The sequence below is a fragment of the Mesorhizobium sp. URHB0026 genome (assembly GCF_054059755.1).
Genome location: NZ_JBSSCN010000001.1, coordinates 1,584,062 through 1,600,277, shown reverse-complemented (window position 1 = coordinate 1,600,277; position 16,216 = coordinate 1,584,062). Strand labels below are relative to the sequence as shown.

Here is a 16,216-nt window from a genome sequence, read left to right as displayed (position 1 = left end):
AGGATGAGGGCAGCCGTTAGCCGAGCGAACTCTAAGCTCGACCACCAGCCTTTTCATAAGCGTTTGTTAGCTGCCGCGCCAACATTCCAGACAGCAATTCTTCCATCTGAGAAAGATCGATACGCCCCTCTTTGGAGGCAGCGTCCGCCGCATCCAATGCATCGAAGTACGGATTTCTGTTCTCTACTATCTGTTCCGGAATGGTTGGTGTTCCGGGAAACACGCTCTCCGCCTTTATACACAAAACAACATAGGACAATATACGGGATGTCCGACCGTTACCATCGGCAAAAGGATGCACCCAATTAAGTCGCCACATTATGTATGCTGCGAGATGTATAGCCGTTGTCTTGTCCCAATTCTCGTTGACGTAGTCACAAAGCTCTTCAATTAGTTCTGGCACAAGGTGAGCTTCAGCCGGTTTGTGTTTACTGCCAACTATTTCAACGCCTGCGGGCCGAAAATTACCCGCATATGCGCTAATTCCAGCCAGCGCTTCTCGCTGCAAGGCAAGTATCAGAGACGGTCGGAGCTTGAAGCTGCCGCGGTCAAGCGCCTGATAAACCGTCTGGATGCCGTAATCATACTGCCTCAGGCCATTCCTGGCCTCAGCCTCCGCCTTAAGCTCCGGGTCCGATATCAGCTCAGCTTCAAATGCTCGGCTGTGACGTTGTGTGGAATCGACCACTATAATGACCTTCAGCCGACAATTAACCCTTAGCACTTTTGCTCAAAAGTTCCGCCTGCTTATCGACCATTTCACGAGTTATTCTATCGTTCTCGAACTTCGTATTACCATAAGCAAAGCTTCGGCGTTGCTGTTCCTTATCGGTTTTTGTCTGATCGAGCGTCTTGGTAGCTTCAATCAGTTTTTTCAGTGCTTCAGTCATTGATACCTCCTGCGCTTATCGCCTAACTGGTAAACGCAAATCACTTTGGCGAGCATGCGTGATACCAGCCGAATTTGCCAATGAATTTGTATGAAGGCCAACCGCGCATCGCGCATAGCCCAAACACCTAGCCCTACCAAGCCAACCACCAGCAGAGGATGGCCGTAAAGATAAGGTTGGAGACCTTCCGGGCGGTGTGGCTCTTCTCATCCAGAACATATCAAGAACCGTTTGACTTCTCAATCTCCCATCTTCAGCGCCTGGATAAACGCCTCCTGCGGGATATCCACCTTGCCGAACTGCCGCATCCGCTTCTTGCCCTCTTTCTGCTTGTCCAGCAGCTTGCGTTTGCGGGACACGTCGCCGCCGTAGCATTTGGCGGTCACGTCCTTGCGCAGGGCGGAGATGGTTTCGCGGGCGATGACCTTGCCGCCGATGGCGGCTTGGATCGGGATCTTGAAGAGATGGTGCGGGATCAGCTCCTTCAGCTTCTCGCACATCTGGCGGCCGCGCTTTTCGGCCGCCGTGCGGTGCACCAGCATCGACAGCGCGTCGACCGGCTCCTCATTGACCAGGATCGACATCTTCACCAGGTCGCCCTCGCGATAGTCGGTCAGGTGATAGTCGAACGAGGCGTAGCCTTTCGAGATCGACTTCAGCCGGTCGTAGAAGTCGAAGACGACTTCGTTGAGCGGCAGGTCGTAAGTCAGCATGGCGCGTTTGCCGACATAGGAGAGGTCGGCCTGGATGCCGCGCCGGTCCTGGCAGAGTTTCAGGATGCCGCCGAGGTAGTCGTCGGGCGTCAATATGGTGGCGCGGATCCACGGCTCCTCGATCGCCGAGATTTTCACCACGTCGGGCATGTCGGCCGGGTTGTGCAGTTCCTTCATCGAGCCGTCATTGAGCAGCAGCCGGTAGACGACCGAGGGCGCGGTGGCGATGAGGTCGAGGTTGAACTCCCGCTCCAGCCGTTCCTGGATGATTTCGAGATGCAAGAGACCCAAGAAGCCGCAGCGATAGCCGAAGCCAAGCGCGGCGGAGGTTTCCATTTCATAGGAGAAGGACGCGTCGTTGAGGCGCAGCTTGCCGACGGCGGCGCGCAGGTCCTCGAAATCGGCGGCGTCGACCGGGAACAGGCCGCAGAACACCACCGGCTGCGCCGGCTTGAAGCCGGGCAGCGCGTGCGCGGTCTGGCGCTTGTCCTCGGTTATGGTGTCGCCGACGCGGGTGTCGGCCACTTCCTTGATCGAGCCGGTGAAGAACCCGAACTCGCCGGGGCCGAGCTCGTCGACATTGATGCGGGCGGGCGTGAACACGCCGGTGCGCTCGACCAGGTACTTGGCGCCGGTGCCCATCATGCGGATGGTCTGGCCCTTCTTCAGCACGCCGTCGATGATGCGCACCAGCACGATGACGCCGAGATAGGCGTCGTACCAGCTGTCGACCAGCATCGCCTTCAAGGGTGCTGATGCATCGCCCTCGCGCGGCGGCGGCAATTGGTGGACGATGGCTTCCAGCACATCGGGAATGCCGAGGCCGGTCTTGGCCGAGATCAGCACGGCATTGGAGGCGTCGATGCCGATCACCTCCTCGACTTGCTCGCGGATGCGTTCGGGCTCGGCGGCCGGCAGGTCGACCTTGTTCAGCACCACGACGATCTCGTGGTTGTTGTCGATGGCCTGGTAGACATTGGCGAGCGTCTGCGCCTCGACGCCTTGCGAAGCGTCGACCACCAGCAGCGAACCCTCGCAGGCGGCGAGCGACCGCGACACTTCATAGGCGAAGTCAACATGGCCGGGCGTGTCGATGAGGTTGAGGATATAGTCCTCGCCATTGTTGGCGCGGTACTTCAGCCGCACCGTCTGCGCCTTGATGGTGATGCCGCGCTCGCGCTCGATGTCCATCGAGTCCAGCACCTGCTCCTTCATGTCGCGCAGCTCCAGCCCGCCGGTCGACTGGATCAGGCGGTCGGCAAGCGTGGATTTGCCATGGTCGATATGGGCGACGATGGAAAAATTGCGGATGTGGTCGAGGGGCGTGCTCATGCCGCGCGCTTTAGCAGGGGCGGCAAGCGGCGGCAAGGCTTGGCGCCTAAGGGCTGCCTTACCACTCACAAAGCGGTGAGATCGGCAAAAGAATCGGAAAAACCGGCCCTCGTGGAAGGAATGCATAAACTTTGATCGATCACATTAGAGCTTGGTTTGGCGGCTACGTGGTAATTGCACGCTCGCTAATGTCTGTCGGGGGTTTTGAAATGTTCAGCGTTTTGCGCGGCTTTGCCCGCTCCCGCAGCGGGTCGATGATGCCGCTCTTCCTGGTGATGCTGATGCCGCTGATCGCGGTCATCGGCTTCTCGGTCGACTATACCGGCGCGGTCCAGACCAAATCCAACCAGCAGCAGGCGCTGGATGCCGCGATCCTGACGATCACCACCATGGACACCACGGCGACGCTGGCGCAACGCCAGACGCTGTTGCAGGATTCCTTCGCCGCCAATGGCGGGCAGGGCACAGCGACGCTGACAAACTTCGTGGCCGGCACCGCCACCACCGCCACCACGGCGCAGGCCACGGCAAGCTTCGCCATGCCGACCGTTTTCATGTCGATTGCCAGGATCAACACCGTACCGATCGCCGTCGGCGCGGCGGTAAGCAAGCCGCCGGCACTGGTGAATGCCACCTTCAAGGTCTCCGGGGTGTCGGGTTACTGGAACAAGAAGATGACGCTCTACGGCACGCAATTCGGCGGGACGACGGCCAAGCCGCTGATGACGATCGACTACACCTATGGGAACACCGGGGACCCGAAGGGCTACGGCACCACCAATGTCAACGTCCTCACCACCGATTCAACCGGCAAGACCGTCACCACGCTGGTGCAGAAGCAGGTCTGCACTGTGGGCAAAAACCCGCCAAACGGCGTGACGCTCCTGAAAGATGCGAGTGGCACGTTCTATTACTGTGTCGACACGATGTACCCCGCCAATGGCCCCGGCGCATCGATCGACGTCAGCCAGATGGGTGGCCTCTCTCTGCAGATGTATGTGCCATCAGGGAACCCGCAATACCTCCAGACAAATGATCCGACCACCTCGAACCGACTCTACAGCGGGGTCAAGGATCCGCAGACCAACCAGGTGACCTACAATGAGACCGCGACCGGCCAGATCGTCGATATCTTCAGCGTCGTGCCTTGCGGCGCGACAGCCTATCAGGCCTGGGAAGACGGCGGTAACTCGGTTCCGGCGCCTGTCAGCAACGCCGACTTCTTCTACAACGTCACGGGCAAATGCGACTACAACAAGCGGCCCTCGGAGACGGCACTGACGCAGTGACGTAGACGATCTCCCCCTCTTGGTGGGGAGATCGTATGCGGCGACCGAGTTCGCCAATGACGCCCGCAGGGAAGAGGCGCCTTCAATCACAAACCGGTGAGCGCCGTAACGAAACGGTCGGTCGCGGCGAAGTGGGGATATGAGCGGCGCATCGTGGCGTCGTCCCCACGGAGCAAGCCGATGTCGCCAGTCCTATCAAGCAGGTTTTTCGCACTGTCCGGCCTCGCCGCGCTGGCGCTCGCCGGATCGCTTGCCGGCGCCATCGCCCAACCGCTCACCGTGGTCGAGCTGTTCACCAGCCAGGGCTGCTCGTCCTGCCCGCCGGCCAACGCCAACCTCATCAAGGTCAAGGACCGGCCCGGCGTGCTGGCGCTGTCGTTCAACGTCACCTACTGGGACTACCTCGGCTGGAAGGACACGTTCGGCAAGCAGGAATTCACCCAGCGCCAGGTGTCCTACGAGCCGCCGCTCGGCCATGACGGGCCGTTCACGCCGCAAGTGGTGGTCAACGGCCATGCCGACGTCGTCGGCGCCGCGCCCGGCGAGATCGAACATCTGATCGCGGCTACGGCCAAGGCCGGAGGCCCGTCGCTGTCGCTCGAGGGCGGCAAGGTCGCGATCGGCGCCGGCGCCGCTCCGGGCGGCCACGCCGATGTCTGGCTGGTGCGCTACACCAAGGGTGTCGTCGAGGTGCCGGTGGCGCGCGGCGAAAATACCGGCCGCACCTTGCCGCATGCCAATGTCGTGCATGCGCTGACAAAACTCGGCAGCTGGAGCGGCGTCGCCAAGACGCTCGATTTGCCGGCGGCCTCGGGCGGCCTCAGCACCGCCGTGCTGGTGCAGTCGCCCGGCGGCGGACCGATCCTGGCCGCAGCCGCCAATTAGATCGCGTTCGAGCGGAATTGTTCAAACAGAGATTTGCGCCGCCGCATGAGCAGCGGTGCAAGAGCCCGGCCGCCAAAAGGCGTGCCAACAACCCTAAACCCAAGGAACCGACCATGACCACTTTCTCCCGCCTGACGCTGCCGGCGCTCGCCCTCGCTTTGTGCTCCATGGCGCTGTTTGCCGGCGGCATCGCGCGTGCCGACGATGCCACCAATGCGATGAAGCCCGCCGCCAACGCCATGGCGCCGGCCGCGGACGCCATGAAGCCGGCAACCGAAGCGATGAAGCCGGCCGAAGCGATGAAGCCGGCCGACCCGATGGCCACCAACTCCATGAAGCCAGCCGCGAATGCCATGAAACCCGCCACGGATGCGATGAAGCCGGCGAGGGATGCCACCGCCAATTGAGATTGGCCTTCTGTCCCTGGCGGCTCCCTGTCCAGCCGGGGACAGTCGGGAGGCGCACGCGAATGTGAGCCTCCGCCGCAACTCACGCATCGCGCCACCGTAGCTGATCCAATAGACTGATCCCAAATGGAAGCCATGAGGAGTGCAACCATGACCACTATCAACAACCGTTCGACAGGCTTTGTCCGCGGCGCGCTCGCCGCACTCGCCCTTGCCGTCGCGGGCGCTGCCTTCTGGCTGACGCCGGCCATTTCCGCCGAGGATGCCGTGAAGATCCCACCGCCGGAAATCGATGAAAAGGCCGCCACCGGCACCGAGAAGGCGATCTTCGCCGGCGGCTGCTTCTGGGGCGTGCAGGGCGTGTTCCAGCACGTCAAGGGCGTCAGCAAGGCGGTCTCGGGCTATACCGGCGGCGCCAAGGACGACGCCGTCTACGAGACGGTCGGCACCGGCCGCACCGGCCATGCAGAGTCCGTCGAGATCACCTATGATCCGTCCAAGGTGACCTACGGCCAGCTGCTGCAGGTCTATTTCTCGGTCGCCCAGAACCCGACCCAGCTCAACTACCAGGGTCCGGACTCGGGCACCCAGTACCGCTCGACGATCTTCGCCGAGAACGACGCCCAGAAGAAAATCGCGCAGAGCTACATCGCCCAGCTCGACAAGGCCAAAGTGTTCGGCGAGCCGATCGTCACCACGCTGGAGACAGGCAAGACCTTCTACCCGGCCGAGAACTACCACCAGGACTTTTTGACGCTGAACCCGACCTATCCCTACATCGTCTACAACGACCTGCCCAAGGTGGCGAATTTGAAGACGCTTTTCCCGGCGCTTTATAGCGAAAAGCCGGTGCTGGTGCTGTCGGCGAGCAATTAGTTGCTCGCGAGGGTGCACAAAGGACGACAGGCCGGCGGGACAGCCTGCCCCGCCGGCCTGCCTGCCGCTCTAACAAGCCTCAATCATACGTCAGATCCGTCGCCTTGCCGCCGAACACGCGGTAGGCATAGAACGAATAGAAGATGATGACCGGCAGCACCACCACGGTGCCGGCCAGGATGATCGCCAGGCTTTCGGGCGCCGACGCCGCCTGCCAGATGGTCAGGCGATCGGGCACCACATAGGGATAGAACGACCAGGCCAGGCCGGCAAAACCGAGCGCGAAGATGGCGGCCAGCGTCAGGAACGGCGTCAGCGAATGGCGATCGTCAGGTCTCGGCAGATGGAAGGTCTGCCGCCACAGCCAGGCAAACAGCAGCGCCGACACGATCGGCAGCGGCGACAGATAGAGCATCTCAGGCCAGACGAACCATTTGGCGAAGATGCGCGGGCTGGCGAACGGCGTCGCCAGCGACACGGCGGCCATGCCGAGCGCGGTCAGCACCAGGGCGGTGCGCAGCCAGAGCACCGCCTTCTTCTGCAGCGCGCCTTGGGTCTTGTAGATCACCCAGGCGGAGCCCATCGCCGCGTAGGCCGCCGCCAGGCAGAACGCCACCAGCACGCCAAACGCCATGCCGCCTGGTCCGACATCGAGGCCGAGCACGTAGACGCCCAGCATATAGCCTTGCGCCAGCGAGGCGATGAGCGAGCCCAGGAAGAAAATACGGTTCCAGCGATGTTTCTTCCCTGCCGGCACCTTGGCGCGGAAATCGAAGGCGACGCCGCGCAGGATCAAGCCGACCAGCAGGACGAAGACCGGAATGTAGAGAGCCGTCAGGATGACGCCATGCGCCAGCGGAAAGGCGACCAGCAGCAGGCCGACGGCCAGCACCAGCCAGGTTTCGTTGGCATCCCAGAACGGGCCGATCGCGGCGATCATGGTGTCCTGCTCAGTGTCTTCGGCGGCGGCGAACAGGATGCCGATGCCGAGGTCGAAGCCGTCGAGGATGACGTAGATCAGGATTGCAAGGCCCATCAGGCCGGCAAAGATCAGCGGGAGGGCGGTTGGCCAGTCGAAGGTCATCGGTATATCTCCGAGCCGCGATGGGCCGGGTGCACTGCCCTACCGCTTGAAGCAATCGTTTTAAATCGATTGTCGGGGTTGGCGCTGACCCTCATCGCCCTGCCGGGCACTTCTTCCCGTATAGTGACGGGGAGTAGGAGGCTGGCCGCAGCGCCGGCGCCCTTCCTGCTACCACGATGATGATTGGCGAAACCGGCGACGACAGCGCCCCTCTCCCCTTCACTATACGGGGAGAGGATGCCGGCAGGCAGGTGAGGGGCGGCGCGGACCTGCGATGAAGACATGCTCACTCTCCCGCCGCCGGTTGCGACATGGCCGTCTTCATCACCCCCGGCAGCGGCGAGGTGTCGCCATCCTTGGCCGCCTTCAGCGCCAGGTGCACCAGCACGCCGAGATAGGCGATCAGCAAAAGCACGTAGAGGAGGAGATAGATGGCAAGCGTCAGCGCGACATGGCTGCCGGCCACCGGGCCGACGGCGTCGGCGGTTTTCAGCACGCCGGTCACCAGCCAGGGCTGGCGGCCGATCTCGGTGGTGTACCAGCCGGCCAGCGTCGCCAGCCAGCCCGACAACGCCATCGGCACCATCAGCATGGCGAGCGGCTTTGGCAGCGCGTGGCGGCGCTTGAGGAAGAAGGCGGCCGACCAGGAGACGGCGAGCATCAAAAGCCCGGTGCCGACCATGATGCGGAAGCTCCAGAAGAGCGGAAAGACCGGCGGATGGTTGCCGGGAAAGTCGTTCAGCCCTGGCACGACGCCGGCGGTCGAGTGCCGCAGGATAAGGCTGGCCCCGTCCGGAATCGCGACCTCGAACTTGTTTTCCCTGGCCGCCTCGTCGGGCAGCGCGAACAAAACCAGCGGCACGTTGGGACCGGTGTTCCAGTTGGCCTCCATGGCGGCGATCTTCTGCGGCTGGTGTTCCAGCGTGTTGAGCCCGTGCTGGTCGCCGGCCAGGATCTGGACCGGGATCAGGATCGCCGCGGTGAAGACGCCGGTGCGCAGCGCCTTCCACATCGATTCCGAACGGTCGCCGTTGAGGTAGCGCAGCGCCGACAGGCCGGCGATCAGGAACGACACCGTCAGCCCCGAAGCGAGCAGCATGTGCACCAGCCGGTAGGGCATGGACGGGTTGAAGACGATGGCCCACCAGTCGACGGCGTGCGCGACGCCGTCGCGCATCTCGAAGCCGGCCGGCGTCTGCATCCAGGAATTGAGCGCGATGATCCAGAACGCCGACAGCGTCGTGCCGCCGGCGACCAGCACCGTCGCCAGCGTGTGGATGCGGTTGGAGACGCGGCGGAAGCCGAACAGCATGATGCCGAGAAAGGCCGCTTCGAGGAAGAAGGCGGTGAGGATCTCGTAGGCGAGCAGCGGCCCGGCGATGTTGCCGACATGCTGCATGTAGCCCGGCCAGTTGGTGCCGAACTGGAAGCTCATGGTGACGCCCGAAACCACGCCCATGGCAAACGACAGCGCGAACACCTTCACCCAGGTGAAATAGGCGCGCATCCAGGCGGAATCACTGGTCGCGTTGTAGCGCAGCTTGAAGAACAGCAGCACCCAGCCAAGGGCAATGGTGATTGTCGGAAACAGGATATGAAACGAAATATTCGCGCCGAACTGCATGCGCGACAGTATGAGCGGGTCCATGGCGGGCTCCGGCTGCTATTATTTTTTTCGACGCATTCCGGACGGAAAACCGTTCACATTTTCCTGGGATTGCTTCCAATACCGGCGAAGGATAGGCCCGAAGCAGGGTCAGGTCAAAGCGGCGTCCTGCCGCGAGGCTGAACGCCGCAGGACAATTTTCCGGATAGGCGCGGCGCATTCCCAGCCAGCCTCGAGCTTCGATGTCCAGAACTGGCAGCAGGGCATGGACTTGCGGTTGCACCGGGCGACAACAGGCCTATATCAAGTCACCTCTTTCAGGCAGCCGTTTTCAACCATGCCCTCCATATTGTCCATTTCCGGGGTCTCCAAGACCTACGCCACCGGCTTCACCGCGCTCAAGGAAGTCAGCCTCGACATAGAACGCGGCGAGATCTTCGCGCTGCTCGGCCCCAACGGCGCCGGCAAGACGACGCTGATCTCGATCGTCTGCGGCATCGTCAACCGCTCGTCGGGCACCGTCACCGTCGATGGCCATGACATCAACAAGGACTATCGGGCCGCGCGCGGCATGATCGGGCTGGTGCCGCAGGAACTCACCATCGACGCCTTCGAGAGCGTCTGGGCGACCGTCAATTACAGCCGCGGCCTGTTCGGCAAGCCGGCCAATCCGGCCTTCGTCGAGAAGGTGCTGCGCGACCTTTCGCTGTGGGACAAGAAGGACGCCAAGGCGATCACGCTGTCGGGCGGCATGAAGCGGCGGCTGATGATCGCCAAGGCGCTGTCGCACGAGCCGCGCATCCTGTTCCTCGACGAGCCGACCGCCGGCGTCGACGTCGAGCTGCGCCAGGACATGTGGGCGATGGTGCGCCGGCTGCGCGAGGACGGCGTCACCATCATCCTCACCACGCACTATATCGAGGAAGCCGAGGCCATGGCCGACCGCGTCGGCGTCATCAACCGCGGCGAGATCATCCTGGTCGAGGGCAAGGCCGAACTGATGCGCAAGCTCGGCCGCAAGGAGATGAGGCTGGAGCTGCGCGCGCCGCTAGGCAACGTGCCCGACGGGCTCTCGCGCTACGCGCTCGAACTGTCGCCGGACGGCACACAACTCATCTATACCTATGACAACCAGAGCGACCGGCCGGGCGTCGCCTCGCTGATCCGGGATCTCGAGGCCGCCGGCATCGAGTTCCGCGATCTCGACACCAAGAACAGCTCGCTCGAAGAGATCTTCGTCAATCTCCTGAGGCAAGAGCCATGAACCTGCGTGCGATATGGGCGATCTACCGGGTCGAGATGGCGCGTGCGTTCCGCACCGTGCTGCAGAGCATCATCTCGCCGGTCATCTCGACGTCGCTCTATTTCGTCGTCTTCGGCTCCGCCATCGGCTCGCGCATCACCGAAATCGACGGCATCGCCTATGGCGCCTTCATCGTGCCGGGACTGATCATGCTGTCGCTGTTGACGCAGTCGATCTCCAACGCCTCATTCGCCATCTATTTCCCGAAATTCGTCGGTTCGATCTACGAGCTTTTGTCGGCGCCGGTCTCCTACCTGGAGATCGTCATCGCCTATGTCGGCGGCGCCGCGACCAAGTCGATCATCCTCGGCCTGATTATCCTGGCCACGGCCTCGCTGTTCGTGCCGCTGCACATCGAACATCCGTTCTGGATGCTCGCCTTTCTGATCCTGACGGCGGTGACCTTCAGCCTGTTCGGCTTCATCATCGGCATCTGGGCGAAAAGCTTCGAGCAGCTGCAGCTGGTGCCGCTGCTGATCATCACCCCGCTGACCTTCCTCGGCGGCAGCTTCTATTCGATCCACATGCTGCCTGGCATCTGGAAGACGATCACGCTGTTCAACCCGGTGGTCTACCTGATCAGCGGCTTCCGCTGGAGTTTCTACGGCAAGGCCGATGTCTCGGTCGTCGTCAGCCTCGGCATGACGCTGGTGTTCCTGGCCGTCTGCATCGCGATCGTCGCCTGGATCTTCCGGACCGGCTACCGGCTGAGGAACTGACGCGGCCCTAAAGTCGTGAGGGGAGGCCTCAAATGGCCTTGACCAGCCGCAGCAATCCCAGCATCTCGATGTAGGTCCCCTCGCGAAAGGCGATATAGACCGGCTCCTCGGCGCCGTGGAAGCGGCGCTTGAATGCCGCCTGTCCCTGCAGGTTGAACCTGCGGCGGTTGACCCAGGGCGAATCGTAGGCGCGCTGGAAGGTGTTGCGCCAGAACTCGCTTTCGGCAAATCCGCTCGGGCCGATATCGACCAGCGGCGACAGGCCGAGCGTCACCACCGAAATGCCCTCGTCGCGAAAGCGGTCGACGGCGAATTTGGTCAGGCCGATCTCGGCATGCGGCGAGGCATCGATATGCTTGCGCTTGAAGGCGGTGGTGTAGCCGATCACCTTGCCGTCGGCGAACATCGGATCGAAATCGAGCAGGGCGACCAGATCGCCATCGGGACCGTGCAGCACGAAACGGCGCATATCGGTGCCGAGCTGATCGTAGAACGGTCGGTTGAGGAAACCCATCTCCCACCGCTTGACGATGCGGTCGCCGCGCCAGTTTTGAGACAGCCGGGAGATCTCGTCGAGATGGATCGTGCGTTTGTCCTCCTCGAATGAAAAGCCCTTCTTTAGCAGCCAGCGCTCGGAATAACGCACCGTTTCGTTCCGCTTGCCGGAAAAGTCATGGTCGGGCAGAACAAGGCGCGTGTCGATGCCCAGCCGGTTGATTTTGTAGCCAAGGCCGGCAAGGACCTGGGCGGTCTGTTCGCCGATCTGCACGAACCACGGGCCGCCGGCGCTCTCGACGAAGCGTCTGATGTAATCGGGCCGCCGATCCGGCGCCGCCACCGGATCGCCGAGCGCGAAATGATGCTTCATCTTGGTGCCGAAGGCGATGTAACCGTCGGCATCGCCAAAATAGGAAAGCTTGCTTTGCACGGCGGTGGAATAGGCGAGCGAGAAGCCGCCATGGCGGCGCACCAGCGCCAGCCGTTCGACATGCGTCAGCGCCCGGCGCTCGACCTTGGGCGAGGCCCCCTCGAGGATGTTGTCGAAATAGATCCGCAAGGAGGGCATGGTCGAGATTCCGCGTGCCGTCCGTGGCGCGACGTGTCCGACGACACGCAAGACGCGCCACGGCGTCTTGATTTTCCGCAGGGAAGCCGAAATCGGGTTGCCGGTTTCGAATGCCCGCGTCCGTGACGAGATCCGCCTGCCCCCGGACCTCGAATCAATCACTTTGCCGCGACCTGATTATCGCCGATGTCGCCGATATGCCATATAGGGTTGTATGTATTCGGACAGAAGCGGGTAATCCGCTCCATGTCGTGGTTTTGACGCGGTGCCGCGACCGGCTGTTTGCGCCGGGCGGTGGAACGCTCCGGAAGCGAAGCCGCCTCGGCGCGGGACCATCGAAAATCGGCATCGAGTTGCCGTTCGGGTTCTTGCGCGCGATCAAACTGTTACAGCGGCCTGCGAGCCTTCAGGGGCTGCCGCGAGGGCGAATGGGATTCGAGAGTGAATGGCTGATACGACAAGCAGATCGATGGTGGAGCAGGCGGAGACGGTCGAGCCGGCGATCGTCATTGGCGCCGGCGCCGCCGGGCTGGCCGTCGCGAGGGCCTTGATGAAGGCCGGCGTGGCGACGGCGATCCTGGAGAAGGAAAGCCGGCTGGCCGAGCCCTGGCGCCGGCGCCACGAGCAGCTGCACCTCAACACCCACCGCGATCTCTCGGCGCTGCCCGGCCTTGCCTATCCCAAGGGCACCCCCGCTTTTCCGCACCGGGACGTCGTCATCCGTCATATGAGCGATTTCCATGAGGCGAATCGTCTGCCGGTGGAGTTTGGCGTTTCCGTCGAGGCCATCACGTTCAGGGGCGATCACTGGCTCGTGCGCACCGGCGCCGGCTCGCGCCTGGCACGTCATGTCGTTGTCGCCACCGGCCGCGACCGGGAACCCTTCACGCCGCAGTGGACGGGCATGCAGGCGTTCGCGGGCCGGATCATCCATTCGGCGGATTTTGGCGATGCCCAGGCCTATGCGGGCAAGAAGGTTCTGGTTGTCGGCGCCGGCAATTCGGGCTTCGACGCACTCAATCATCTGGCGGGTGTCGATACCGCCGCTGTCTGGCTGTCGGCCCGCAACGGCCCCGCCCTTTTGCCCAAGCGCGTCGGCAAGATCGCCGTGCACCGCCTCTCGCCGCTCATGGCGCGCCTGCCTCTGCGCGTCGCCGATGCGGTGATGGCGGTGACGCAGCGCCTGGTATTCGGCGATCTCACCAAATTCGGCATGCCACCCGCGCCCGCCGGCGGCGCCAGTCGCCTGAGCTCGGACTACACCGCGATCGCCGCCGACGATGGCGCCGTCGATGCCATCAAATCGGGCAGGATCGTGGTGGTGCCCGGGGTACGGGAGTTCACCCGCGACGGCGTCATCCTGGCCAATGGCAGCTTGATCGCTCCCGACATCGTCATTGCCGCGACGGGCTACCGCACCGGGCTGGAGCGGATGGTCGGCAATCTCGGCGTGCTCGACGACAAGGGCGTTCCGCTCTTCAACGGCGGCCAGGCCGATCCGAAACTGCCCGGCCTGTGGTTCACCGGCATGCGGCCGAGCATCCGCGGCTGCTTTGCCAATGCCGGCATATTGGCCAAGGCGATAGCTGCTCGGATCGCCGGCTCATCCCGCCCCTCCGGCGCATCGCGCTGAGCGACCGCATAGGACAACATTTTCCGTCGGCCTCACGCCGATTTCGGCTCCAGCCGCCGGAAACCGACAGCCTCGGTCAGCATCTCCTCGTCGACCATGCCGGCATTGTAGAGGGCCAGCAAGGTGAGCGCCAATTCACGCGCCTCGGCGGATTCGGGATGCGCTTGCCGTCGGCGGCAGGCCTCGTCGAAGACACGTTGCAAGGTGGCCACTTCGTCAGGTTTGAGCAGGCCACGGTCGTAGATCGACTTGGGCATGGCGATGATCTCCTGATCACGATCTAGGGCGCCACGTGTAAATTTCCAATCTTTCCCGAGGCTTGAATACGATGTCGCACAAAGGAGGGGCCCCGGATCGCCGGAGCCCCTCTCATTTTTTGTCTCGCGTGACCTCAGATGGCGATCTTGCCGCCACCCTGTTTGGTGATGGCGACCACCGCCGGCCGCACCGGCATGTCGGGCTTGAAATCGGGCCAGCGGGTTGACAGGTCCTCATAATAGGAGGGCCGGCCGAACGCTTCCCAATCCTCGCCGCCGTCACCCGGATGCTGGACGGCGACGAAGGCGGTCTGATCGTCGGGCGCAAACTGCGGGCCGCACATCTCGGCGCCGATCGGCACCCGGAAGAACAGTCTCGAGGTCGCCCGCGCCGATCCTTCCGTGTCCACCGCCCACAGGCCGTCGGTGCGGCCGGTGGCCTTCGGGCCCTGGCCGTCGGTGGCGACCCACAGGCGCCCGGCCGAATCGACCGCGCAATTGTCGGGCATGCCGAACCAGCCATTGGCGCTCGTCGCGGTGGAGAAGGTGGCGCCGACGGCGGCCACCGACGGGTCGCCGCATTTCAGCAGCACTTCCCACTTGCCCTTGGTGGCGGCGAAATCGCCATCGTCCTCGACGATTTCGATGATGTGGCCGAAGGCGTTTTCGGAACGCGGGTTGGCGGCGTCGACCTGATCGGCCTTGCGCTTGGAATTGTTGGTCAGCATGACATAGACCTTGCCGTTGCCGGCGTTGGGCTGGATGTCTTCGGGCCGGTCCATCTTGGTGGCGCCAAGCAGGTCGGCGGCGCGGCGTGTCTCGATCAGCACGTCGGCCTGGCCGGCAAAACCGTTTTCCGCCGTCAGCCGGCCGTGGCCGAACACGATCGGCATCCATTCGACCGAGCCGTCCTCCGCGAATTTTGCGACATGCAGTGTGCCGTCGTCGAGCATATCCTTGTTGGCCGCGCGGTCGCCGGCGTTGAACATGCCCTTGGTGACGAACTTGTAGACATAGTCGAAGCGCTCGTCGTCGCCGAGATAGAAGACCACGCGACCGTCCTTGGCGACGATCGATTCGGCGCCCTCATGCTTGAAGCGGCCCATGGCGGTGCGCTTGCGCGGCACCGAGGCCGGGTCGTTGACGTCGACCTCGACGATCCAGCCGAAGCGGTTGGGCTCGTTCGGCTCCTTGGCCAGGTTGAAGCGGTCATAGTGCGCGCCCCATTCATAGGCGCCTTCCGGAATGCCGAGGCGCTTGTAGTTGGCGGCCTCCTTGTGGCCCTCCGGCAGCTCGCCGGAGAAGTAGCCATGGATGTTCTCCTCGGACATCACATAGGTGCCCCAGGGCGTGACCCCGCCGGCGCAATTGTTGATGGTGCCGAACACCTTGACGCCGGACGGGTCGGCATTGGTCTTCACGCGGTCATGGCCGGCGACCGGGCCCGACAACGCCATTTCGGTGTTGGCGGTGATGCGGCGGTTGAGCTTACCGTCGCGAATCACCCGCCATTTGCCGCCCTCCTTGCGGATCTCGACGATGGTGCCGCCATGGGCGGCCATCTCGACATCGACCTGCTCCTTCGAGAGCGGCGCCACCTCGGCCGACTTCTTGCCGTCCTTCTCGACGATCTTGACGATGCCCGGGAACATCAGATGCGGGTTGGTGTATTCGTGGTTGACCACCAGCAGGCCATGTTCGGCCGAGCCGTCGAGCGGAATGTAACCGACATAGTCGTTGTTGTAGCCGAACTGCCTGGCCTGGGCTTGCGCCGACTGCTTCGTGGGGTCGAATTCCGGCGAATCGACAAACAGCGGATCGCCCCAGCGCAGCAAAACGTCGGCGTCGTAGCCGGGCGCGACGTGGTGCTTGTCGTCGATACCGGCCTCCAGCTCGTCGAATTTGAAGGCCGAACCTTCCGCGGCACGGGCATCATCGGCGGCGATCATGGCCAGCGGGCTGACGGTGGCGGCGATCGCCGAAACAGCAAGCGAACCCTTGAGGAAGCCGCGGCGCGAGAATCGCGCGGCGATGATCTCGCCCATGGTGCGGTTTTCGCTAGGATTGTTGGCGGGGCCCTCGTTTTCCTCGAGCAGGCTGGTGCGGAATCGGGCGTCGGGGGATCGATGTTCGGTCATGGGAACCTCTGGCTTGGT

15 protein-coding genes are annotated in these 16,216 nt (G+C 63.1%); 7 read left to right on the top strand and 8 right to left on the bottom strand.

Features of this window, described 5'->3' with window-relative positions:
• Window positions 1–31: 31 nt before the first annotated feature.
• The 3 genes from ACVWWD_RS08140 to lepA form a co-directional block, all read right to left on the bottom strand.
• Window positions 32–688, bottom strand: coding sequence for a Fic family protein (locus ACVWWD_RS08140; protein ID WP_023772006.1), 657 nt, complete (start codon window positions 686–688; stop codon window positions 32–34).
• 22 nt (window positions 689–710) lie between these two features.
• Window positions 711–890, bottom strand: coding sequence for a hypothetical protein (locus ACVWWD_RS08135; protein WP_023772005.1), 180 nt, complete (start codon window positions 888–890; stop codon window positions 711–713).
• A gap of 239 nt (window positions 891–1,129) precedes the next feature.
• The gene (lepA, locus tag ACVWWD_RS08130; protein ID WP_352548957.1) at window positions 1,130–2,935 is read right to left on the bottom strand and encodes a translation elongation factor 4; all 1,806 of its coding nucleotides are present in this window, start codon (window positions 2,933–2,935) and stop codon (window positions 1,130–1,132) included.
• Between the two features lie 209 nt (window positions 2,936–3,144).
• On the opposite strand from lepA, the gene ACVWWD_RS08125 reads away from it, so the two are divergent.
• The 4 genes from ACVWWD_RS08125 (at window position 3,145) to msrA (ending at window position 6,392) form a co-directional block, all read left to right on the top strand.
• Window positions 3,145–4,224 carry a TadE/TadG family type IV pilus assembly protein gene (locus ACVWWD_RS08125; RefSeq protein ID WP_352548956.1) on the top strand — a complete coding sequence of 360 codons (1,080 nt, stop codon included), beginning with the start codon at window positions 3,145–3,147 and terminating at the stop codon, window positions 4,222–4,224.
• A 180-nt stretch (window positions 4,225–4,404) separates the two neighbouring features.
• Entirely contained in the window at window positions 4,405–5,109 is a 705-nt protein-coding gene (locus ACVWWD_RS08120; RefSeq protein ID WP_023772002.1) for a DUF1223 domain-containing protein, read from the top strand.
• Between the two features lie 113 nt (window positions 5,110–5,222).
• On the top strand, window positions 5,223–5,516 hold the full coding sequence (locus ACVWWD_RS08115; RefSeq protein WP_352548955.1) for a hypothetical protein: 294 nt from the start codon (window positions 5,223–5,225) through the stop codon (window positions 5,514–5,516).
• A gap of 150 nt (window positions 5,517–5,666) precedes the next feature.
• Complete coding sequence (gene msrA, locus ACVWWD_RS08110; protein WP_352548953.1) at window positions 5,667–6,392, top strand: peptide-methionine (S)-S-oxide reductase MsrA; 726 nt, start codon at window positions 5,667–5,669, stop codon at window positions 6,390–6,392.
• A gap of 79 nt (window positions 6,393–6,471) precedes the next feature.
• Here the strand turns inward: msrA and ACVWWD_RS08105 are convergent, their stop codons facing one another.
• Both ACVWWD_RS08105 and ACVWWD_RS08100 read right to left on the bottom strand, forming a co-directional pair.
• Window positions 6,472–7,476, bottom strand: coding sequence for a cytochrome d ubiquinol oxidase subunit II (locus ACVWWD_RS08105; RefSeq protein ID WP_023771999.1), 1,005 nt, complete (start codon window positions 7,474–7,476; stop codon window positions 6,472–6,474).
• Window positions 7,477–7,762: 286 nt separating this feature from the next.
• A complete protein-coding gene (locus tag ACVWWD_RS08100; RefSeq protein WP_352548951.1) occupies window positions 7,763–9,124 on the bottom strand; it encodes a cytochrome ubiquinol oxidase subunit I in 1,362 nt (453 codons plus the stop codon).
• Between the two features lie 295 nt (window positions 9,125–9,419).
• Here ACVWWD_RS08100 and ACVWWD_RS08095 point away from each other — a divergent pair, with 295 nt between their 5' ends.
• Entirely contained in the window at window positions 9,420–10,346 is a 927-nt protein-coding gene (locus ACVWWD_RS08095; protein WP_023771997.1) for an ABC transporter ATP-binding protein, read from the top strand.
• Window positions 10,343–11,104 (top strand): ABC transporter permease, encoded by a 762-nt coding sequence (locus ACVWWD_RS08090; protein WP_457102991.1) that lies wholly within the window; start codon window positions 10,343–10,345, stop codon window positions 11,102–11,104. Before ACVWWD_RS08095 ends, ACVWWD_RS08090 begins: the two co-directional genes overlap by 4 nt.
• Before the next feature lie 28 nt (window positions 11,105–11,132).
• On the opposite strand, the gene ACVWWD_RS08085 is transcribed toward ACVWWD_RS08090, so the two are convergent.
• Entirely contained in the window at window positions 11,133–12,170 is a 1,038-nt protein-coding gene (locus ACVWWD_RS08085; RefSeq protein ID WP_352548948.1) for a phosphatidylglycerol lysyltransferase domain-containing protein, read from the bottom strand.
• Window positions 12,171–12,615: 445 nt separating this feature from the next.
• Here ACVWWD_RS08085 and ACVWWD_RS08080 point away from each other — a divergent pair, with 445 nt between their 5' ends.
• Window positions 12,616–13,803 carry a flavin-containing monooxygenase gene (locus ACVWWD_RS08080; protein WP_352548947.1) on the top strand — a complete coding sequence of 396 codons (1,188 nt, stop codon included), beginning with the start codon at window positions 12,616–12,618 and terminating at the stop codon, window positions 13,801–13,803.
• A 32-nt stretch (window positions 13,804–13,835) separates the two neighbouring features.
• Here ACVWWD_RS08080 and ACVWWD_RS08075 read toward each other — a convergent pair whose 3' ends face one another.
• Both ACVWWD_RS08075 and ACVWWD_RS08070 read right to left on the bottom strand, forming a co-directional pair.
• Window positions 13,836–14,060 (bottom strand): hypothetical protein, encoded by a 225-nt coding sequence (locus ACVWWD_RS08075; protein ID WP_023771993.1) that lies wholly within the window; start codon window positions 14,058–14,060, stop codon window positions 13,836–13,838.
• A gap of 134 nt (window positions 14,061–14,194) precedes the next feature.
• On the bottom strand, window positions 14,195–16,198 hold the full coding sequence (locus tag ACVWWD_RS08070) for a PhoX family protein (protein ID WP_352548945.1): 2,004 nt from the start codon (window positions 16,196–16,198) through the stop codon (window positions 14,195–14,197).
• Window positions 16,199–16,216: the final 18 nt, after the last annotated feature.